Origin of the sequence: Pandoraea nosoerga (genome assembly GCF_902459585.1) — a bacterium.
Taxonomy (GTDB): domain Bacteria; phylum Pseudomonadota; class Gammaproteobacteria; order Burkholderiales; family Burkholderiaceae; genus Pandoraea; species Pandoraea nosoerga.
Genome location: NZ_CABPSC010000003.1, coordinates 75,823 through 97,017, shown reverse-complemented (window position 1 = coordinate 97,017; position 21,195 = coordinate 75,823). Strand labels below are relative to the sequence as shown.

Below are 21,195 nucleotides of genomic sequence, written 5' to 3'. Positions count from 1 at the left end.
GTGACGCGCCGCAGGCGGCGTCGGGCCGGCGGATTGGGTTAATGTGAGCGCTTGCTTCGAAGGTTTTGCCGATGCATCTTTAGTCAATCAGGGAATGAACGGGTAAAATTGCGCGTTCGGCGCACGCTGGCTACGGTCAGCACGCGCGTTACACGCCATTCCCTTTGCCGATGGAATTCCTGCTCAACGCGGTTTCTCGCATGACTTCCCACCGTGCCCTGCACCTGGCGCTCGCCGGTGTGCTCAGCGCCTGCGCGCTCGTCAGCGGCGCCGCGCATGCTTTCTCGTTCGACGACGTGGCCAAACAGGCGCGCACGCTCGCCAACAATCGCTACAAACCCAAGGATCCGAATCTTCCCAAGGACCTGCAGAATCTCTCCTACGACCGCTACCGCAACATCCGCTTCAAGCCGGAGCGGGCCCTGTGGCGCGCGCAGAAGCTGCCGTTCGAGCTGATGTTCTTCCACGAGGGCTCGTATTACGACCGTCCCGTCAAAATCAACGAACTCGTGGGCAACACCGCGCGTGAAGTGCGCTACAGCCCCGACATGTTCGACTTCGGCGCGCTCAAGGTCGACCAGAAGCAACTGCGCGGGCTCGGCTTCGCCGGCTTTCGCATCCACTTTCCGGTCAACACGCCGAAGTACAAGGACGAAGTGATGGTCTTTCTGGGCGCGAGCTACTTCCGGGCGCTCGGCAAGAACCAGACCTATGGGCTGTCCGCGCGCGGGCTCGCGCTGGACACCGCGCTGAACTCGGGCGAGGAGTTTCCGCGTTTCACCGAGTTCTGGATCCAGCGTCCGGCGCCCGGTGCGAAGGAACTGACCATCTACGCGCTGCTCGATTCGCCGCGCGCGACCGGCGCGTATCGCTTCACGTTGCGACCCGGCGTCGACACCACCGTGGACGTGAAGGCCGAACTGTTCCTGCGCGAGAACGTTACCAAGCTCGGGCTCGCACCGCTCACCAGCATGTTCTTCTTCGGCGAGAACCAGCCGCCCGCGGTGCCCGACTATCGCCCTGAAGTCCACGACTCGGACGGCCTGTCGATCCAGTCGGGGACCGGCGAATGGATCTGGCGTCCGCTCGTCAATCCGAAGCGTTTGCTCGTGTCGTCGTTCGCGTTGTCGAATCCGAGCGGTTTCGGTCTGGTCCAGCGCGATCGCGATTTCACCGATTACCAGGACCTCGACGACCACTACGAACTGCGCCCGAGCGCCTGGGTCGAGCCCAAGGGCAAGTGGGGACAGGGCCGCGTGGAACTGGTGCAGATCCCGACCCCGGACGAAACGAACGACAATATCGTCGCGTACTGGGTGCCGGATTCGCCGCCCAAACCCAAGCAGCCGTACTCGCTCGAGTACAAGCTGTCCTGGCAGAAAGACAACGACAAGCGCCCTCCCACGGCGTGGGTGACGCAAAGCCGTCGAGGACACGGCTACCGGGGGAAACCAGACGACAGTCTGCTGTTTGCGCTCGATTTCGAGGGCCCGGCGCTCAAGAAACTGCCGGACGATGCCAAGGTCGAAGGCAATGTATCCATCGACGGCAACGGCAAGATCCTGGAAGTGCAGACGCAGCGCAATGACGTCACGGGAGGCTATCGCGTCATGCTTCGCATGCGCCGCCTCGATTCCGAGAAACCCGTCGAAATGCGCGCCTACCTGCGCAACGGCAGCAATACCCTATCCGAAACGTGGAGCTACCTGTTACCCCCCGAGTGAGCGAGCGCTCCGATATTCCGGTCGACGAGTTGTATGTCGACCGGTTGCCCCTGCCCGCAGAGACGCGCCATGCGCTGCTCGCGCAAGCGAAGCGCGACGGCGGGGATACGCTGGACGTGCTCACGCGCCTTCAGCGCCTGCTTGCCGCGCGCGTGACGAACGACGGTACGGGCGAGGGCGCGCGCGCGTCCCAGATGCCCCAGACGCCCGAGATGCCCGAGGCGCCCGAGCCCGTCGCCGGCGTGACCGTGTCGGACGCCGCAGCCGCGGCGCCCGTGGCGACCGTGGCATGGCATACGCATGACGCCGCCGAAATCGAATCCGACAGCGACGCCGTGCTCGCCTCGCAGCCTGCGCGCCTCGCCCTGACCGAGGGCGGTTCCCTGGCCGAGGCCGCAGGCCTCACCGAAGTGCGCGGCGTGCAGACCTTGCGCATCGCGCCGCCGGTACGCCGCACGTCGCTCCTTCCCCGGCCCTGGTCGCTCAACCCGCTCGCGCGCCTGTGGCGCAAGCTGACCGGCCGCGCCGATCCCGATCCGCTCGTGCGCGACGCGCCCGACCCCAGGGGCCAGTGGTCGCAGGCGGGGCGCCGCCGTCGCTGGATGCTGCTCGCGCTGATGATCGCGCAGACGGCGCTGGCCACGCACTTCATGGCCTCCGTGCTGCCGTATCACGGCGCCGATCCGCTCGAATTCGCCGTGCTGGTGCTCTTCGTGCTGCTCTTCGGTTGGGTATCCGCGGGTTTCTGGACCGCCATCTTCGGCTTTTTCGTTCTGCTGTTCGGCGGCGAGCGCCACATGATCTCCAAGATGGCGGCCGGCGATGCACCGATCGAGCCCGAGGCGCGCACGGCCATCGTCATGCCGATCTGCAACGAGGACGTCGGCCGCGTCTTCGCCGGGCTGCGCGCGACCTACGAGTCGCTCGCCAAGACCGACTCGCTCGAGCGCTTCGACTTCTTCATCCTGTCCGACTCCAACGAGGCCGATCACTGCACGGCCGAAGTCGACGCCTGGCAGGCGCTGTGCCGTGAGGTCGGCGGCTTCGGGCGCATTTTCTATCGGCGCCGCAAGCGCCGCGTCAAGCGCAAGAGCGGCAACCTCGACGACTTCTGTCGCCGCTGGGGCAGCGAATACCGCTACATGATCGTGCTCGATGCCGACAGCGTGATGAGCGGCGAATGCCTGACCAAGCTCGTGCGCATGATGGAAGCCCATCCGAGCGCCGGTCTCATTCAGACCGCCCCGCTCGCGGCAGGGCGCGAGACGTTCTACGCGCGCCTGCAGCAATTCGCCGGACGCGTGTACGGTCCGCTGTTCACCGCCGGCCTGCACTACTGGCAACTGGGCGAATCGCACTACTGGGGCCACAACGCGATCATCCGCATGAAGCCCTTCATGGCGCATTGCGCGCTCGCACCGCTGCCCGGCAAGGGGGCGCTCTCCGGTGCGATCCTCTCGCACGACTTCGTCGAAGCCGCACTCATGCGGCGTGCGGGCTGGGGCGTGTGGATCGCCTACGACCTGCCCGGCAGCTACGAGGAAATGCCGCCGAACCTGCTCGACGAGCTCAAGCGCGACCGCCGCTGGTGTCAGGGCAACCTGATGAACTTCCGGCTGTTCCTGGCCGAGGGCATGCACCCGGTGCATCGCGCCGTGTTCGTGACCGGGGCGATGGCTTACGTCTCCGCGCCACTGTGGTTCATCTTCCTGATCCTCTCCACGTGCCTGCTCGCCAAGCATACGCTGGTGGTGCCGGAGTACTTCACGGCGCCGCGCCAGTTGTTCCCGGTGTGGCCCGAGTGGCATCCCGAGCGGGCGCTGGCCCTGTTCTCGGCGACCGCCACGTTGCTGTTCCTGCCGAAGATCCTGGCGGTGCTGCTGATCTGGGTGAAGGGCGCGAAGCGTTTCGGCGGCTGGGTGGCCGTGACGGTGAGCATGTTCATCGAAATGGTGTTCTCTGCGCTGCTCGCGCCCGTGCGCATGCTGTTTCACACGCAATTCGTGCTGGCCGCGCTCACGGGCATCGCGATTCAGTGGAAGTCGCCGCCGCGCGAGGATGCGCAGACGCACTGGGGCGAGGCGATTCGTCGCCACGGTCTGCAGACGTTGATCGGGCTCGGGTGGGGCGGCATCGTCTACTGGCTCAACCCCGACTTCATCTGGTGGCTGATGCCGATCGTCGGCTCGATGATGATTTCGATCCCGGTGTCGGTGTTCTCCAGCCGCGTGTCGCTCGGGCGCGCCCTCAAGCGCGCGCGCCTGTTCCTGATTCCCGAGGAATCATGGCCGCCCAAGGAACTGCGCATGACGGAGAAGTACACCGACGAGTCGCCCAGGCGCGTCGATTTCGTCGATGCGGTGATCGATCCTATGGCCAATGCGCTCGTCGCGGCCAGCGTGGCGCCGACGCTCGACGATGCGAAGCGCGATGCCGTGCGCGCGGGCCGCGTGGAGGCGGCCCTGCTCAGGGGGCCGGCGAAGCTGACCAACACGCAGAAATGGGAACTGCTCAACGACCCGCGGGCTCTGGCGGCGCTGCATCTGCTCGTGTGGACCGATCCGCGAGCGCATCGCGACTGGCGCGACGCGCGCTCGAACGGACTGGCGCAAGGGTATCTGGCTTCGGCCTGATCCGGGCCATCGCTGGCGGCACAACGCAAAACGGCAAGGCTTCGCGCCTTGCCGTTTTGCGTCTCGCGCGCGTTTTTCGCGCCGTCGAGATCAGCGCGACGGCAGGAAGTCGCGCGGATTGAACGGCGTGCCCTTCTGTCGCACCTCGAAGTGCAGCTTTACGGTGCCGTGCGAGTCGGTGTCGCCCATCTCGGCGATCTTCTGCCCCTTGCTCACCGTCGCGCCTTCCTTGACCAGCAGGGCGCGATTGTGAGCGTATGCGGTGAGATAGCCGTTCTCGTGTTGCACCATCACCAGATTGCCGTAGCCGCGCAGGCCACTGCCGGCGTAGACGACCTTGCCCGCGGCCGCGGCATACACCGGATCGCCCGATTTGCCGCCGATGTCGATGCCCTTGTTGCTGCTGCCGTTGAAGTTGGCGAGCACAGGGCCGTCGGCCGGCCATACCATCGGGATCTTGTTGGTGGCCACACGCGGTGCCGCTGGCGCGGGAGCGGACTTCTTCGGCGCCGGCCGGGCGCTGGGGCGCGATCGGGAGGCGCCGCCCGACGGGCTCGTGCCGGACGCCGCCGCCGGCGCGCTCGCGGAACCCGGAGGCGGCACTACGCGCAGCACCTGACCGACTTCGATCTTGTCGGGGTCGGTCAGACCGTTCCAGCGCACCAGGTCGGCCGTGGTCGTGTTGTTGGCGCGGGCGATGCCATAGAGCGTGTCGCCGGACTGGACACGGTAGCTGCCGGCCGGCACCGGGCCGTAGGCGGGCGAGCCGGCGCACGCCGCCAGTGTGGCGCAGACGGCAAACGTGAGCGAATACGTCCGCCAGCGCGAGAGCCAGCGGGCGACGGATCGCCGGGCGCCATGCGCGCCGGCGCGTGCATGAGCGTGAAGGTAAGGACAGGCGGGGTGCGACGCGGCAGGTCGCATGAGGCGGTCAGGCTCCATCCGTAGGCAGGTCAGGGAGATCGAAGGCCCAGTGGCGTAGCGGCATAGCGGCACAATGGCATAGCGGCTCGGAGGGGCGTGTCGGTGTCCAGAGGGGATTCCGCGCAAAACCGCTTGGGGAACCCTGAAACACGAGTCGAAGCAAGAGCCAAAACCGTAGCCAAAACAGTAGCCAAAACGCGCAATAACGGCATGGGCGCGGGATAAAACGCCCATTGTACGGGCAGGAATTGCCGGTCGGACACATGAAGAGCGCCCGAATTCCCCGCTATTTGCGAAAATTGTTACGTATTTTGCGGCATTTTCCCTGTTGACAAGCGTCGGTGCTACACGTATAAAACCAATTGCAGATTGTCAAGCCGCGAAGTTGTTGTCCGACGTAGTTTTCCTGCTTCTCGCTGGTTTCTAGTCCTTCATTTTCCCTTGATTGTCAGCGCTGGAGGGGTCATTCCGACCCCAGGCTATTGTTTTATTAGGAAAAAACATGGAAACCGGTATTGTTAAGTGGTTCAACGACGCAAAGGGCTTCGGCTTCATCACCCCGGACGCCGGCGGTGAAGACCTGTTCGCTCACTTCTCGGAAGTGAAGGTTGACGGCTTCAAGTCGCTGCAAGAGAACCAACGCGTGTCGTTCGAGGTCAAGGTTGGCCCGAAGGGCAAGCAAGCCGCGAACATCAAGCCGCTGTAATTAGCGCTTGTCATGCCGCGCCAGCCTCCCGGCTGGCCGGCATCGCACGATGAACGGGCCCGATGGCGAAAGCCATCGGGCCCGTTTGCTTCGGGCCTCCCCCTTTCTCCGGCATTTTTGATTCGCATGAGACGTACACGAGGACGATGCCGCCGTCGCGGTTCGACGCTACAATGCCTGTTCGGATTCGCGTAGGCATTTTCTCGAGGCAATCATGAGCCTGCAAACCTGGTGGCTGTTCGTGGTCACCGTATTCTTCGTGTCGGCGACGCCCGGGCCCAACATGCTGCTCGTCATGACGCACGGCGCGCGACACGGGCTTCGCCCTGCGCTGGGCACGATGGCCGGCTGCATGACGGCGCTCATCGCCATGATGTCGATTTCGGCTGCCGGCCTCGGCGCGGTACTGAAGGCGTGGCCGATGCTGTTCGACACGCTGCGCTACATTGGCGCGGCCTATCTGGTGTACCTGGGCTACAAGAGCTGGCGCTCGCCGGTGGACACGAAGGAGGCCGCCGCGAACCTCGCCGCGCCCGCACTCGCCGCCGATTCCAGCTTCGGCAAGCTGTTCAAGTCCGGGTTTCTGGTCGCCGCCAGCAACCCGAAAGCCATCCTCTTCGCCGCCGCTTTCCTGCCGCAGTTCATCGATCCTTCGGCCGCCAAGCTGCCGCAATTCTCGATCCTGCTCGGCACGTTCGCGGTCATCGAGATGAGCTGGTACATGATCTACGCGACAGGCGGCCTGCGCATTGCGCCGTACCTGCGCGAGGCGCGCGTGCTCAAGGCGTTCAACAGGATCAGCGGCGGCGCGTTCATGGGCTTCGGCGCGTTGATGGCTGCGGTGCATCGCTGATCGGCCCGCGCCTGCGACGTCTGAAACGATAAGTCACAAGGGCGGGGCGAACGCCCGGGTGTGGCGCACGGCACGGGGAGCAGCAGGTCCGTGCGCCGGGCACTCAATATTTCCGGCCGGCGACCGTTAACGTTCATGATCCGGTGTGCAACGGTGATCGAGCGTCGGCGGGCGCGCACTCGCGCCGCGATGTGGCGATGGCAACACCGCGCGTGCATCGCGAAGGCTTTATTGCGTACGGATCGTGCGACCAGGCGCGGCCGTCACGGGGACAAATAGAAGATCAGGTATGGAAACGACAGAACCGCAGGTGACACCGGCACCGTCGGACGAAGAGTCTCAACTGCACGACTCGTATCGCATCAGCAACCCGCTGGAAATCGGCGGGGTGCTGCGTCATCTGGCCACCCGCGGCGACTTCATGACCGTGTACTTCGCGAACGGGCAGCGCCAGCTCGTGACCCGTTTGCTCAAGGTCGACCCGCAGGCGCGCGGTTTCTATTTCGATTGGGGCGGCGTGGAGACGGAAAACCGTGCGCTGCTGGCCAACAAGCGCGCGCTGTTCGTCGGCGTGCCGGAAGGCATCCAGGTGCATTTTCCGATCGGCGACGTGCAAGAGCGTGAGTTCGAAGGCTATCCTGCGTTCTATTCGTCGTATCCGGAAACGCTCGTGCGCTTGCAGCGCCGCGATTATTTCCGGGTGAAGACGCCGATCCTCGACCCGTACCAGTGCACGGTCAAATTCCCGGACGAGACGCCGATGCGCCTGTCGGTGTTCGACTTGTCGCTGGGCGGCGTGGGCTTGCGCACGAAGGCCGCGGCCGCCGCCGAGATCCCGAAGGGCTCCATGCTCATGCACGCCGAGATCGAGCTGCGCGACTACGGCACCGTCCAGGTCGACCTGGAAGTCTGCGCGGTGCGCACCGTGCCGCTCGCGAAGGATGTGGAATACCACGTCGGGTGCCGTTTCATCGCGCTCACGCGCATGGCGGAGTCGCGCCTGCAGAAGCTCATCACCCAGCTCGAACTCAACCGCAAGGCGTTCGCGCGCGCCTGAGCGCCCACGAATCGGCAAGCAAAGGCGACCCTCGGGTCGCCTTTTTTGTTCCGGCGCGCTTCGTGGGCCAGCGGACGGGACGCCGACGCCGGTGGTGCTCAACGTGGCGAGTGCATGCGCAGTGCGGGAATCGCCTGCAGCAGCCGCAGCAGGTCGGCTTGCCGGCGGCAACCGGTCTTGTCGAAGATATGGCGCAACTGCGTGCGCGCCGTGTTGATGGCGACGTTGGCGTCCTGCGCGTATTGCGTGAGCTCGCGTCCTTCGGCCAGCGCCTGGGCGAGTCGCGCTTCGGCGGGGGAGAGCCCGAACAGCACCTTGAGCGTGAACGGTCCGAGCGTCACGCGCCGGTCCAGGTCGCCGAGCGTGAGCATGACCATTGGCCGCTCCCACGGTGCGGCGCACAGGTGCGACTCGCGCAGCGGCAGCGCCGTGATCACCCAGTGCCGCTGGCTGTCGCCGTGCAGACGATGGCTGCCGGCCACCGGCATGCGCGCGGCCGCGTTCGCGATCAGACGCTTCAACGCGTGCTCGTCGCCCGGTAGCACGGCCGTGAATTTTCCGCCGCGAATGCCGACGTTGCGCATGGCCGCGAGCCGTTCGTGCGCCGCGGCGTTCAGGTAGTGCACATGCGCGCTCTCGTCGGTGATGACGACCGCCGTGTCGAGATGGTCGAGCACCGCCAGGCCGGTCGCCGCCTGCGCGCGCAGACGCCGCGTGCCCGCACGCAGCCTGGCGGCCCGCGCGAGATGCTTCGTGAGAACCTCGAGTTCGGGAACGTGCCCGGCTTCCTCGAAAGGCGGCTGATCGGGGCTGCGCAGGATTGCCAGCAACTCGCTCGTGCCGTCTGCCCCATCGAGATGCAGACCATACGTGTAGCGCACGCCGTGAGGAATCAGGAAGTCGTTGTACAGCTCGCTGCGCGCCACGTAGCGCTCGCTCAGATGATGGTGGCAGCGCAGGGCGTGACCCATTGGCAGTCGCAGCATGAGGGCGACGCGCGGGTCGGTTGGTGCGAGCTTTTCGACGAACTCGCGAACGATGGCGGGTGACGCGTCCAGGGAATGGGAGTCGCGCGTGGCGCGGTGGCGGGCGCGGTCCCACGTGACCGAGTGGAACCCCATGCCGCCCGCCCAGCGGTTGAACTCGCGCAGCGCCCGTTCCCAGCACGCCTCGTCGAGCACGCCGTCGTAGCACACGCCAATCAGTGCATCGAGTGACAACTTCCCCGTGTCGCCCACCATCGCCTCCCGTGGCTCTGTTGCGACGGACTGTCGTGCCATGCCCCTCGGCTCGTCAGGCGCCTCGTGCCTGATATGCGCCGCCTCTCACGGGCGTGTCGCGCATAGTGCGTATTTTGGCAAGCGAAACGGCCGGAATCAATCGTCCGCTCGGTCCGCTCGTTGTTGCACCGCCACATGGGCCGCCTTCGACTGCATGTCACGGGTTTCACGCACGCTCTCGGGATAGACGCGCACGAGCACGATCCGTGGGCCCTGCATCTTCTTGACGACGACCGAGAAGCCCTCGAAGTCGACCTTCTGGCCTTCGCGCGGGAGATAGCCGAGGGCGTTCATGATCAGGCCCCCGACGGATTCCGCGTGTTCGCTCGGAATGTCGAGGCCCAGTGCACGCTCGAGCGTGAGGATCGGCAGGCTGCCGCGTCCGATGAGCGTGCCGTCTTCCATGCGGGTCCAGTCGTCCTCGGTCTGCCGGAACTCGTCGCGGATCTTGCCGACCAGCGCCGAGAGCAGGTTGTCCAGCGTGAGAAAGCCGATAGGCTTCTGGTCCGGCCATCCGACGATGGCAAAGTGCGGCGCGCCGCGGCGGAAGCGGCTGAACAGCTCGCGTGCCGGCATGTCGGGCTTCACGCGCTCGACCGGGCGCGCCATGCTGCCGAGGTCTTCGATGGATTGCCCGTGATGCTCGGCCAGGAACAGGTCCTTGAGGTGGACGACGCCGAGCACCGTTTCGCCGTCGTGGTCGAGGAACGGGTAGCGGCTGTAACGGTGGCGATAGGCCGTGTCCATGTTCTGCGCGAACGTGGCGCCGCGGCGAAACGCGGCCACCTCGCTCATCGGGCGCATCAGGTCGGAGACCGTGAGGTCGCTGAAGTCGATGGCGTAGGCCACCACGTTCCAGTCGTCGCGCGAGAGCTTTTCGCTGGTGGCGCCGCGACGCAGGATGAGCTTGATTTCGTCGGCCGAATAGTGGGCGTCGGCGCCGTGCGAAGGATCGAGCCCAGTCCAGCGCAACAGCCGGTTGGCGCTGTGGTTGAGGATCCAGATGGCTGGGTACATCAGCCAGTAAAAGCCGTAGAGCGGCGCGGCGGTCCATACCGAGATGGCCTCCGGCATGCGCAGCGCCATCGACTTGGGCGCGAGCTCGCCCACGACGATGTGCAGGTACGAGATCGTGAAGAACGCGATGAAGAACGCGAGTGCGTGAATCAGCTCGGCGGAACTCACGCCGGCCAGTTCGAAGAGCGGCGTGAGAATGCGCGCGAAGGCCGGTTCGCCGATCCAGCCCAGTCCCAGCGAGGCGAGCGTGATGCCGAGCTGGCAGGCCGACAGGTAGGTGTCGAGCTGGCCGTGGACCTTGGCCAGAATACGACCGCGCCAACCGCGTTGGCGGGCAATGACATGAACGCGCGTCTGGCGCAGTTTGACGAGACCGAATTCCGCCGCCACGAAAAAGCCATTGAGCAACACCAGCGCAATCGCGGCGACGATCAGTAAGAAGTTTTCCAAAATATGTGAAATGGGACAGCAGGCTCGTCAGTATAAGGGACATTCGCCTCACGCCATAAATACGCCGTGAATGCTCCGTGACGTTAGGGTGTGTTGGGCGCCGTTTGCGGCTATTCGCGTGCGGTTCGACGCGCGTTTTGACGCGGATGCGGGCAAGCCAGGCTGCCCGCACGGCGGCGCCAGTGGCGTCAGTGGCGTCAGTGGCGTCGGCGCCGCTCGGGCGTGCGCCATTGCGGGGCGGCGAACGCTTCCACGAGGAAATCGATGAGCGCTCGCACTTTTGCGCTGAGGTATTTGCGGGTGGGATAGACGACGAAGATCCCGGTCTCGCCCTGCGTGTATTGCGGCAGGAATTCGACGAGCCGGCCGTCGCGCAGGGCGTCCTGCACGAGAAACGCCGGCTGCAGGATGACGCCCGCGCCGGCCAGGGCGGCTGCCAGACACGTATCGCCGTTATCGGCGATGAGCCGCGCCCGGGTGCGCACGGAAACAGGTCCGTCGGGGCCATCGAAGCGCCATTCCCGCCGGTGAGAAAAGTAGCTGTAGCCGATGGTGTCGTGGTGTGCGAGCTCGCTCGGATGCCGCGGCGTGCCGTGCCGTGCGAGGTACTCGGGGGACGCGCATAGCACCATGCGCGTGCCCGCGAGCCGGCGATGCACGAGCGAGGAGTCGGGCAGACGCGTGATACGGATCGCGAGGTCGTAGCCTTCGTCGACGATGTCCACGAGGCGGTCGCTCAGCGTGATGTCGAGCGAGACCTGAGGGTGGCGGCCCAGAAACGTGGGCCAGAGCGGCGCCAGATGCAGCACGCCGAACGTATGCGGCGCATTGACGCGCAGCGGGCCGGCCGGCTGCCCGTCCTGCTCGCCGGCCATCGCATCGGCCTCGTCCAGCTCGGCAAGGATCTGACGGCAGCGCTCGACATAACGCTGTCCCGGTTCGGTGAGCGACAGGCGTCGCGTGGTGCGCTGGAGCAGGCGCGTGCCCAGACGCGCCTCGAGATCGGCGACATAGCGAGAGATGGCGGTCTTCGAAATGCCGAGCGAGCTCGCGGCCTTGACGAAGCTGCCCGACTCGACCACGGCGATGAAGCACTCGATCTCGCGAAGTTTGTTCATGCCGGGGCGAGGCTCCTCAGGAATACACGGGGGATGGCCGGCGTGCGCCGGCCGCTGCAGGCGTCATTGTGCCAGCGCCTCGACCTCGACGAGCGACGGGGCGGCGCTGCCGAACGCGAAGGCGTCCATGCGCAGCGCGCCATAAGTCGCGCCCGTGTCGAAGTGCGTCTGCCGGGCGGGGTCGTCCGCGGCGCCCAGCGCCATGTACAGCGGCAGCAGATGCTCGTCGGTGGGATGCGCGCGTTCGGCATGCGGCGCGCGCGCGCGGTAGTCGAACAGGGCCTCGAGATCCATCGCCGCGAGATGCTCGGTGAACCACGCCGCGAACTCCGCCAGATACGGGGCTTCTTCACGATCTTCCGCCGGCGCGCGGAAGACTTCCTGAAGGTTGTGCGTGAAGCTGCCCGACGCGACGATCAGCACGCCCTCCTGCGCGAGCGAGGCGAGCTGCCGGCCGACGCGATAGTGGTATTCCGGCCGCATATGGCGCTGCAGCGACAACTGCGTGACCGGCACGTCCGCATCGGGATACAGGTAGCGCAGCGGCACCCACGCGCCGTGATCGAGTCCCCATTGGTCGTCGACGCTGGCGGCAAGGCCGGCGTCGCGCAGCAATTGCACCGTGCGCCCGGCAAGCGCCGGGGCCCCCGCGGCCGGATATTGCAGCGTATAGAGTTCGCGCGGGAAACCGCCGAAGTCGTGAATGGTGCGCTGCTGCGCCAGATTGCCCACGCGCGGCGTCGGCGTCGACCAGTGCGGGGAGACGACGAGAATCTCCCGCGGCCGCGGCACCGCACGCCCCAGCGCCGTCAGCAGCGGGCCGGTACGGCCAGGTTCCAGGGCGAGCAGCGGCGAGCCGTGAGAGACGAAGAGAGTCGGCAGGGCGGACATGGCAGTTTCTCCGGCGGCTGTCCTCCAGCCGCATCAGGTCGCATGAAGGGGGTAGCGGGCCGTCAGTGAGCACCGGGTACCAGGAATTTGCGCGCCGTATCGGCGAAGATGGGGCGCGTCAGGCCGTGCGCGCTCGGCGAATCGACCAGGCGCCGTCGCCGAGCAGTGCGACGACCAGCAGCGCCACCAGCCAGAACGCCGGGAATTCCCAGCCGCCGCCTTTGTTCGCGAACATCCAGCCATTATGGCCATGCACGCTGACGATGGTGCCGAGCATCAGCACCGCAAGCGGCAGCGCGGCAAAGCGCGCATAGAAACCGGTGATCAGCATCAGGCCGCCGACGAATTCGACGGCCATGGTGACATAGGCGAGGAACGGCGGCATGCCGAGCGAGCTGAAGAACGCCACGAAACCCGGTACGGTGAAGACGAACACCTTCAGCGACAGGTGGGCAAGAAAGAGGATGCCGAGCGACACGCGCAGCAGCAGCGCGGCGTAGGGGGCGGTTTTGGTATCGATCATGACGGGCTCCGGCAAGGGAATCAGGGTGAGGTTCGTCTGCGCCGCGGCGCGGCGTGGTGACTTACCGACGATTCTAGGGAGCGCTATCGTCCAGATAAACGGGCGGACCTGGGATTGATTGTCCCGAGATCCGGGACAATCAATGCAGTGTCGCTCAGTTGGCGGCCGGCGTGGCGATCATCCGGTCGAGCAGCTCGATCCAGTGCTGGACCGGTGCGTGATCGCGCGCATGCTCGCCCTTGGTCGTGGCCTGCAAATGACAGATGCAGCCGACGTTGGCGGAGACCACCAGTTCAGGCTCGAGCGCGTCGAGCGATTTCCATTTGGCGTCGCGCAACTGGTGCGACAGCTCGGGCTGGGTGATCGAATACGTGCCGGCCGAGCCGCAGCAGATGTGGCTGTCCTGAGGCAGCATGACATTCACACCGACCGACGCCAGCACCTTTTCCACGACGCCCTTGAGCTGCTGACCATGCTGCAGCGTGCATGGCGGGTGATACGCGATCTTGCCCGTCTTGCGAGCCGGTACGCGCCGCTGGAGCGCTTCGAGGTTGTCGAGCAGCACTTCGGCGAGGTCGCGCGCCAGCTCCGACACGCGCTGCGCCTTGCCAGCGTATTGCGGATCGTGCCGCAGCAAATGACCGTATTCCTTGATCGTCGCGCCGCAGCCCGATGCATTGATCACGATGGCCTGCGCGCCGGCCTCGATTTCCGGCCACCAGGCGTCAATGTTGCGGCGAGCGTCGTCCAGGCCGTCGTCGTGATAGTTCAGGTGCAGGCGGATGGCGCCGCAGCAGCCCGCGGACGCGGGGCGAACCAGTTCGATGCCCAGCGCATCGAGCACGCGGGCGGTCGCCTTGTTGACGTTGGGCAGCATGGCCGGCTGCACGCAGCCCTCGAGCATGAGCATGCGGCGCGTGTGCCTCGCGTGCGGCCAAGCCCCCGAGCGCTGGCGATGCGGCACCTTCTCGCGCAGCGCGCGCGGCAGGACCGAGCGAAACTGCTGCCCCAGACGCAGCGCCGGCGTGAACAAGGCGCGGTTGGGCAGCACGCGGGCAAGCGTCCAGCGCAGCGCGCGCTCGCCGGCGGGGCGGCCGACCTTGGCGTCGACGTGGCGGCGACCGATCTCCGCGAGGCGTCCGTACTGCACGCCGGACGGGCACGTCGATTCGCAACTGCGGCAAGTCAGGCAGCGATCGAGGTGACGCTGCGTCTCGCGCGTGACGCTCTGGCCTTCCACCATTTGCTTGATGAGATAGATGCGCCCGCGCGGGCCGTCGAGCTCGTCGCCCAGCAACTGGTAGGTGGGGCACGTGGCGGTGCAGAAGCCGCAATGCACGCATTTGCGAAGGATGGCTTCGGCTTCGTCGCCGTCCGGCGTCTGGCGGAGAAATTCTGCGAGGTTCGTTTGCATCGTCGAATTTAGCGGTACAGCCGATGGCGGTTGAAGATGCGGCTCGGGTCGAAAGCCTGCTGCAGGCGTTCGCCGATAGCGTGCAGTGCGGCCGGTTGCGCAGTGAAGACGCCGGCTGTCTTGTCGCCATGACGGAACAGCGTAGCATGCCCGCCGGCCGAAGCGGCAATTGCGCGAACTTCGTCGGCCGCGCGGGGGGTGATCCACCAGCGCTGCGCGCCGCCCCATTCGATCAGGTGCGTGTCGCCGTGAGCGAGCGGGGGCGTGGTCGGCGGCACCGACAGGCGCCACAGCGGCTGCCCTTCGCCGGCGAGCGGTGCGGCGGCGAAGAACGGGTGCGTGTGCTCGCGCAGCGCCTCCCAATAGGCGTGCGCTTCGAGCGTGCCGACGTGCTCGCCGCCCATGGTCTTGCGCGCGGCCTCGACCGCTGCCGCGGCGCCGCCCAGGCGAACGCTGAGCACACCGTCATGCCAGGCCGAGCCCGTGAGGGGCAGGGGCAGGCCGCCCCAGCGGTTGAGCTGATCGATGGCCTGCGCCTGCGGCATGTCGTAGCGCAGCGTCGCTTCGGCCACGGGGCGCGGCAGCACCTTGATCGAGAGTTCGAGCAGCACCCCGAGCGTGCCGAGCGAGCCGGCCAGCACACGCGAGACGTCGTAGCCGGCCACGTTCTTCATCACCTGTCCGCCGAAATGCAGGATCTGGCCGCGCCCGTTCATCATGACGGCGCCCAGTACGAAGTCGCGCGGCGCGCCCACGTGCGGGCGGCGCGGGCCGGCAAGTCCTGCGGCAATGCATCCGCCCAGCGTGGCGCCGGGACCGAAATGCGGCGGCTCGAACGGCAGAATCTGGCCCCGTTCGGCCAGTGCCGCTTCGATTTGCGCGAGCGGGGTGCCGGCGCGTGCCGTGATGACGAGCTCCGCCGGATCGTAAGAGACGATGCCGCGATAGGCGCGCACGTCGAGCGGATCGCCCACGGGCGCCTGCCCGTACCAGCGCTTGGTGCCGCCGCCCTGGATGTCGAGCGGCATGCCGCTGGCCGTGGCCGCGAGCACGCGCTCGCGAATCTGCGCGAGCGCCGCTTGAGCCGCCTCGGCCACCTGGGCCGCCTCGGCCGCCTCGGCCGCCTGGGCGCCAGCGTCTACGTTGGCATTGGCGCCGGACGGCGCACTGTGCATGACTTGCGACATCAGAACCTCGGCAGATCGGGATGAGGCAACAGACCGCCGCGCACGTGCATCTTGCCGTACTCGGCGCAGCGCGCGCGCGTCGGAATCGCCTTGTCGGCGTTGAGCAGGCCGGCAGGATCGAACGCGCGCTTCACGCCGAAGAACGCGTCGCGCTCCTCGGGAGAGAACTGCACGCACATCGAGTTGATCTTCTCGATGCCCACGCCGTGCTCGCCCGTGACGGTGCCGCCAAGCTCGACGCAGGCCTCCAGGATGTCGCTGCCGAACGCTTCGGCGCGGTGCCATTCATCGAGGTCGTTGCCGTTGAAGAGAATGAGCGGATGCATGTTGCCGTCGCCCGCGTGAAAGACGTTGATGCAGCGCAGGCCGTACTGCGCTTCCATGGCTTCGATGCGCTTGAGCAGCGTGCCGATCGTGCGGCGCGGAATGGTGCCGTCCATGCAGTAGTAGTCCGGCGAGATGCGTCCGGCGGCCGGAAACGCGTTCTTGCGACCCGACCAGAAACGCAGCCGTTCGGCTTCGGACGCGGACACCTGAATGCGCGTCGCCCCCGAGGCGCGCAACACCGCCGAGACGCGCGCGATTTCCTCGGCCACCTCTTCCGCGGTGCCGTCAGATTCGCACAACAGGATGGCCGCCGCATCGAGGTCGTAGCCGGCGTGCACGAATTCTTCGACGGCTTGCGTGGCGGGCTTGTCCATCATCTCCAGTCCGGCAGGGATAATGCCGGCGGCGATGATCGCGGCCACGGCGTTGCCGCCGGCTTCCACGTCGTCGAAGCTCGCCATGATGACTTGCTGCACCTGCGGCTTGGGCACGAGCTTCACGGTGATCTCCGTGACGACGCAGAACATCCCCTCGCTGCCGATGAATACGGAGAGCAGGTCGAGGCCGGGCGCGTCGAGGGCGTGCGAGCCGAATTCCACGATGTCGCCGTCCATCGTCACGGCGCGTACGCGCAATACGTTGTGTACGGTGAGACCGTACTTCAGGCAGTGCACGCCGCCGGAGTTCTCCGACACGTTGCCGCCGATGGTGCACGCGATCTGCGAGGATGGGTCCGGTGCGTAATACAGGCCGTAAGGCGCGGCGGCTTCGGACACGGCGAGATTGCGCACGCCGGGCTGCACGGTGGCCGTGCGCGCATACGCGTCGACTTCGAGGATGCGCTTGAACTTCGCGAGCGAGAGCACGATGCCGTCGGTGATCGGCATGGCACCGCCCGACAGGCCGGTGCCCGCGCCTCGCGGGACCACCGGCACGTTATGTTCGCGGCAGGCGCGCAGGATGCGGCAGACCTGATCCTCGTCGGACGGCAGTACCACGGCCAGCGGCAGCTTGCGGTACGCCGCCAGTCCGTCGCACTCGTAGGGCGTGATCTGCTCACGGTCCGTGAGCCACTGCGCGTCCGGCGCGGCCCGCCGCAAGGCAGCGAGGCGGGCGGCGCGCGTGGTCTGGTCGACGCTCTCGAACACCGGCTCGAGGGGCTCGTCGGTGTGGACGGGGCTTCTCGCCGCTCCCGCCGTGACGGTGGTCAGGCCCGCATCCGGCGCGAGGTGCGGGCGCGGCGTGCGAGCGGAGGACGAACCAGGAAGCGGGGCGTTCGATGCCATCGGGCTTGCTCTCGGACGGAGGTTGACGTGTAATGAAGATTAACTGGTCTGCTGGTAGACTGGTCGACCAGTCTACCAGTTATCGAATGACGCCATCGTAAAGGGAATGATCCGATTCCGACTACCGGGTTAACCCTTAATTTCGGGGCGATGCGCCCGCGACAGGGCGAGCGCCGGGCGTGCTCCCTGCGCCCCGGCGCCGGCCGCATCCTGTATCGTGACGTCTATCTTTTTCGTGACGTCCGTCCTTTTTCGTCGAGAACCCAAGCCGACATGCCGTCCAACGAGTCGTCCAAGCCTATGTCACCGCCCATGTCATCGACCCTGCCATCGTCCGCTTCATCCGCTTCGTCCGCTTCATCGGCCCCGGCCTGCGCTGCGTCCGTCCCCACCGGCGACTCCCCCGGCGCCGCCGCCGGCTTCGCGCCGGTTACGCCCCCGCCGCGGCTGCGCCTGTCCGACATGGTCTACGAGCAACTGGAGACGATGGTCGTGGAGGGCCGGCTCGCGCCGGGCTCGGCGCTGCCGTCCGAGCGCGATCTGGCGCAGCAGATGGGCGTGTCGCGACCCTCGTTGCGCGAGGCCCTGTTGCGGCTGGAATCGCGCGGGCTGATCGTCGGCCGCGCCGGCGGCGGGTATCTGGTCGCCAACGCGAGCCAGCCGCTGCTGGCCGAGCCGCTCTCGCAACTGATGTCGCGGCACAGCAAGACGGTCGACGACGTCCTGGAAATGCGCGAGGTCCTCGAAGCGAAGGCGGTGGAACTGGCGGCCGAGCGTGCAACGCCAGAGGACGTGACGCGTCTGGCGCAGGCGCTCGAAGCGCTCGAGACGGCCTACGCGGCCGGTCGCGACGGTCTGGACGGCGAGGGCGCTGCTCGCGGGCAGTCGCTGCTCACGCGCGTGCCGGAACTCGACGCGCACTTTCACCTGGCGCTGGCCGAGGCGACGCACAACCTCGTGCTGGTGCATCTGATGCACGCCATCTTCGAATTGCTGCGCGGCTCGGTGGTGGACAACTATCGCGCCATCGTCGGCCACGGCGCCGATCTGGCCGAGCTCATCGATCAGCATCGCCGCATCTTCAACGCCGTGGCCTCGCACGACACCGCGAGCGCACAGCGCGCGCTGCGCGAGCATCTGGCCTTCATCCGCAACAACTCGGGCGACGTCGGCCCGGCGTAAGGCGCGGGCGGCGTCGCCATCGCCGTCGCCATCGCCGTCGCCCTTTCTCCTCCTCCCTTCCGCCCCGTCCCCCGTCTTTTTCTTCCTCCGCGGGATCCACCTGCTTTCGTCCGCACGGGCGGCGCGTCCTTGCGGCGGCTCACCCCAGAGTCCCGGGGCCCGCACCCCAATCCGAGCCCGCCGCCACGCCTGTCTCGAAGTCCCCGAAACGTCATCGTTTTCCCTGACGCTGCACCGCGCGAGGTCACCTCGCATGCGACATGCCTCGCCAGCCTGTCGACCTCCAACCGTCCGCAACGGCCCGTGGTGCCTAGGTCCGGGGGTTATCGAGCGCTTACCTTCCGGCGATGACAATCCTCGCTGCCGGGCACCGATCGCCATGAGGGGGCAGGGCGCTCTCGGGTTGACAGCCATCCGGCCATCGACTAATTTTGGAACCATAAAAATACTTAATTCGATATATTGAATCTTGTATATCAGATTCAAGGTGGCACGAAGGCATGGCCGGGCGCCTGAGAATTTGGGCGACGGGCATCGTGCCGCACTCATCGGAGACGCAAGTTGGGTAAGTCCATATTTCTTTTCGGGCAGTCTTCGTGCGATGTTTTCCTCGCACCGGCTGTCCAGTCGCATCCGCCGTCGTTGTCACCGGCATTGGCCGGGGCGCTGCGGCGAGCCTCATCTGCCTGCCGCCAGCCGCGGGCAGGCGATCCGGCGATCACGCGTCCGCGAGGCGCGCCCGCCTGAGTGACGGGACAGGGCTCGCGAGGTCGTCGCCGATGGCGCGGCACCGCAGACCGGTCCGCACTCGAATTCGTTTTTCCAGTCACCCTTCGGCAGCCGGCAACTTGCCGGCGCGGGCGTAACGCCTGCGTCGCCGCGCCGAAGCGGGGGCCGGAAGTGTCCTTTGGCGCTTCCGAGAGTCAGCCAGCCGGGGCCCGAGCCCCGCGAGCGCGCCGCCAGGCGACGCTCCGCGATCAAGCGGCCGAGCATGAGCCGCATGCAATGCCAGGAGGCGTGCCGTACTGCGCAGATCCCCATGCCGGGGCGCGCGTCGGGACGCGATGACGGCGAGCACCGCAAACATCAAGCGCGGGCCGTCGCCAATCGTCTGACAGGAATAGGAGGCAAGTCATGCAAGCAGCCGCACAACCGGAGGAGAAAACCTCTTTTCTGGGAGGGCGCTGGTCACAACTGGTGATCGGCATCATCTGTATGGGCCTGGTGGCCAATCTGCAGTATTCGTGGACGTTGTTCGTCGAGCCGATGCAGGCGAAGCACCAATGGGGCATCGCGGCCATCCAGGTGGCGTTCTCGATCTTCATCGTGGTGGAAACGTGGCTCGTGCCGATCGAGGGCTGGCTCGTCGATCGCTTCGGTCCGCGCCCGGTCGTGGCGGGCGGTGCGGTGTGCGTCGCCCTGTCGTGGATCATGTACTCATACGCCGAGACGCTCGCCGTGCTGTACACGGCGGCGATCATCGCCGGTATCGGCGCGGGCTGCGTCTACGGCACGTGCGTGGGCAATGCGCTCAAGTGGTTTCCGGACAAGCGCGGTCTGGCGGCTGGCCTCACGGCAGCGGGCTTCGGCGCCGGCGCGGCCATCACGGTCATTCCGATCGCCAACATGATCCGTTCGTCGGGCTACGAAGCGGCGTTCTTCAACTTCGGCATTGTGCAGGGCGTGGCGATCTTCCTGCTCGCGCTGATGCTGGTCAAGCCGCGTGTTCCCAAGGGCGTGACCGTCTCGCGCCGCAACCTGGCAACGAAGGTCGACTACACCTCGGGCCAGATGATTCGCACGCCGGTGTTCTGGGTCATCTACGCCTGTTTCGTGGCGGTGGCCGCCGGCGGTCTGATGGCCACGGCGCAAATCGGCCCGATCGCGAAGGACTACGGCATTGCATCGATGCCCATGACGCTCTTCGGCGCCACGCTGCCGCTGCTTACGATGACGCTGTCGATCGACAACCTGTGCAACGGCTTTACGCGCCCGCTGTGCGGTTTCGTGTCGGACAAGATCGGCCGTGAGAACGCCATGTTCATCATCTTCCTCGGGGAAGGCGTGGCCATGCTGGGGTTGATGCACTTTGGTCAGAACCCGTACATGTTCGTGTTCTTCGCGGCGATGACGTTCCTGTGCTGGGGCGAGATCTTCTCGATCTTCCCGGCGCTGTGCGCGGACACGTTCGGCAGCAAGAACGCGGCGTCGAACGCCGGCACGCTGTACACCGCCAAGGGCACGGCAGCGCTGCTGGTGCCGCTCGCGTCGGTGCTGGCCGTGGGCGGTCACTGGGATCGCGTGTTCATTGCCGCCGCCGTGATCAGCATTACGGCCGCCGTGGCAGCGAAGTTCCTGCTCGCGCCGATGCGTCGTCGCTGGATCGAGAACCAGAACCGCCCGGAAACGTCGACGAGCGCTTCGTCCGTGGCGATCGGGGCGCCCGCGGGGGAGTAACGCCGGTGTAAGACACCGGAACCGAGGCAGGAAAAGACGCGGGGTGTCGGACACGGCGCCCCGTTTTTTCATGGCGACGGGGCGTCAGTGGCGCGAGTTGGTATCGTGGCTTGGCGCCGTGGCTTGGCACCGTGGATTGGCGCCGGGAGTTGGTGTCGCGGGTCAG

Annotated in this window: 16 protein-coding genes; 7 read left to right on the top strand and 9 right to left on the bottom strand. The window is 66.5% G+C overall.

Translation table 11 applies throughout. The features are described from left to right. Window positions 1-200 precede the first annotated feature (200 nt). Both PNO31109_RS05355 and mdoH read left to right on the top strand, forming a co-directional pair. The gene (locus PNO31109_RS05355) at window positions 201-1,724 is read left to right on the top strand and encodes a glucan biosynthesis protein G (RefSeq protein WP_150554612.1); all 1,524 of its coding nucleotides are present in this window, start codon (window positions 201-203) and stop codon (window positions 1,722-1,724) included. After that, a complete protein-coding gene (gene mdoH, locus PNO31109_RS05350; protein WP_442417705.1) occupies window positions 1,697-4,357 on the top strand; it encodes a glucans biosynthesis glucosyltransferase MdoH in 2,661 nt (886 codons plus the stop codon). The genes PNO31109_RS05355 and mdoH overlap by 28 nt, the downstream gene beginning before the upstream one ends. Window positions 4,358-4,447: 90 nt before the next feature. On the opposite strand, the gene PNO31109_RS05345 is transcribed toward mdoH, so the two are convergent. Beyond that, window positions 4,448-5,281, bottom strand: a complete 834-nt coding sequence (locus PNO31109_RS05345) for a peptidoglycan DD-metalloendopeptidase family protein (RefSeq protein WP_150554611.1) — start codon at window positions 5,279-5,281, stop codon at window positions 4,448-4,450. Between the two features lie 502 nt (window positions 5,282-5,783). Between PNO31109_RS05345 and PNO31109_RS05340 the strand changes: the two genes are divergently transcribed. The 3 genes from PNO31109_RS05340 (at window position 5,784) to PNO31109_RS05330 (ending at window position 7,897) form a co-directional block, all read left to right on the top strand. Then, window positions 5,784-5,987, top strand: a complete 204-nt coding sequence (locus tag PNO31109_RS05340) for a cold-shock protein (RefSeq protein WP_023594378.1) — start codon at window positions 5,784-5,786, stop codon at window positions 5,985-5,987. A 214-nt stretch (window positions 5,988-6,201) separates the two neighbouring features. Continuing rightward, window positions 6,202-6,840, top strand: a complete 639-nt coding sequence (locus PNO31109_RS05335; RefSeq protein ID WP_150554610.1) for a LysE family translocator — start codon at window positions 6,202-6,204, stop codon at window positions 6,838-6,840. 289 nt (window positions 6,841-7,129) lie between these two features. Continuing rightward, a complete protein-coding gene (locus tag PNO31109_RS05330) occupies window positions 7,130-7,897 on the top strand; it encodes a flagellar brake protein (protein ID WP_150554609.1) in 768 nt (255 codons plus the stop codon). 98 nt (window positions 7,898-7,995) lie between these two features. Here the strand turns inward: PNO31109_RS05330 and PNO31109_RS05325 are convergent, their stop codons facing one another. The 8 genes from PNO31109_RS05325 to PNO31109_RS05290 all read right to left on the bottom strand — a co-directional run bounded on the left by PNO31109_RS05325 (window position 7,996) and on the right by PNO31109_RS05290 (window position 17,390). Continuing rightward, complete coding sequence (locus tag PNO31109_RS05325; RefSeq protein ID WP_150554608.1) at window positions 7,996-9,177, bottom strand: helix-turn-helix transcriptional regulator; 1,182 nt, start codon at window positions 9,175-9,177, stop codon at window positions 7,996-7,998. Between the two features lie 96 nt (window positions 9,178-9,273). Then, complete coding sequence (locus tag PNO31109_RS05320; RefSeq protein ID WP_150554607.1) at window positions 9,274-10,644, bottom strand: hemolysin family protein; 1,371 nt, start codon at window positions 10,642-10,644, stop codon at window positions 9,274-9,276. A 197-nt stretch (window positions 10,645-10,841) separates the two neighbouring features. After that, window positions 10,842-11,762: a LysR family transcriptional regulator gene (locus tag PNO31109_RS05315; protein WP_150554606.1), complete on the bottom strand. Its 921-nt coding sequence runs from the start codon at window positions 11,760-11,762 to the stop codon at window positions 10,842-10,844. A 63-nt stretch (window positions 11,763-11,825) separates the two neighbouring features. Then, a complete protein-coding gene (locus tag PNO31109_RS05310; RefSeq protein WP_150554605.1) occupies window positions 11,826-12,653 on the bottom strand; it encodes a dioxygenase family protein in 828 nt (275 codons plus the stop codon). A 118-nt stretch (window positions 12,654-12,771) separates the two neighbouring features. Further along, window positions 12,772-13,176 carry a DoxX family protein gene (locus PNO31109_RS05305; protein ID WP_150554604.1) on the bottom strand — a complete coding sequence of 135 codons (405 nt, stop codon included), beginning with the start codon at window positions 13,174-13,176 and terminating at the stop codon, window positions 12,772-12,774. Between the two features lie 154 nt (window positions 13,177-13,330). Beyond that, a complete protein-coding gene (glcF, locus tag PNO31109_RS05300; protein WP_150554603.1) occupies window positions 13,331-14,590 on the bottom strand; it encodes a glycolate oxidase subunit GlcF in 1,260 nt (419 codons plus the stop codon). 8 nt (window positions 14,591-14,598) lie between these two features. Continuing rightward, complete coding sequence (gene glcE, locus PNO31109_RS05295; protein WP_280525220.1) at window positions 14,599-15,777, bottom strand: glycolate oxidase subunit GlcE; 1,179 nt, start codon at window positions 15,775-15,777, stop codon at window positions 14,599-14,601. After that, window positions 15,777-17,390, bottom strand: coding sequence for an FAD-linked oxidase C-terminal domain-containing protein (locus PNO31109_RS05290; protein WP_241013908.1), 1,614 nt, complete (start codon window positions 17,388-17,390; stop codon window positions 15,777-15,779). The genes glcE and PNO31109_RS05290 overlap by 1 nt, the downstream gene beginning before the upstream one ends. Window positions 17,391-17,702: 312 nt before the next feature. On the opposite strand from PNO31109_RS05290, the gene PNO31109_RS05285 reads away from it, so the two are divergent. Next, window positions 17,703-18,572 carry a FadR/GntR family transcriptional regulator gene (locus PNO31109_RS05285; RefSeq protein ID WP_150554602.1) on the top strand — a complete coding sequence of 290 codons (870 nt, stop codon included), beginning with the start codon at window positions 17,703-17,705 and terminating at the stop codon, window positions 18,570-18,572. Between the two features lie 1,134 nt (window positions 18,573-19,706). Further along, complete coding sequence (gene oxlT, locus PNO31109_RS05280) at window positions 19,707-21,029, top strand: oxalate/formate MFS antiporter (RefSeq protein WP_150554601.1); 1,323 nt, start codon at window positions 19,707-19,709, stop codon at window positions 21,027-21,029. Window positions 21,030-21,195: the final 166 nt, after the last annotated feature.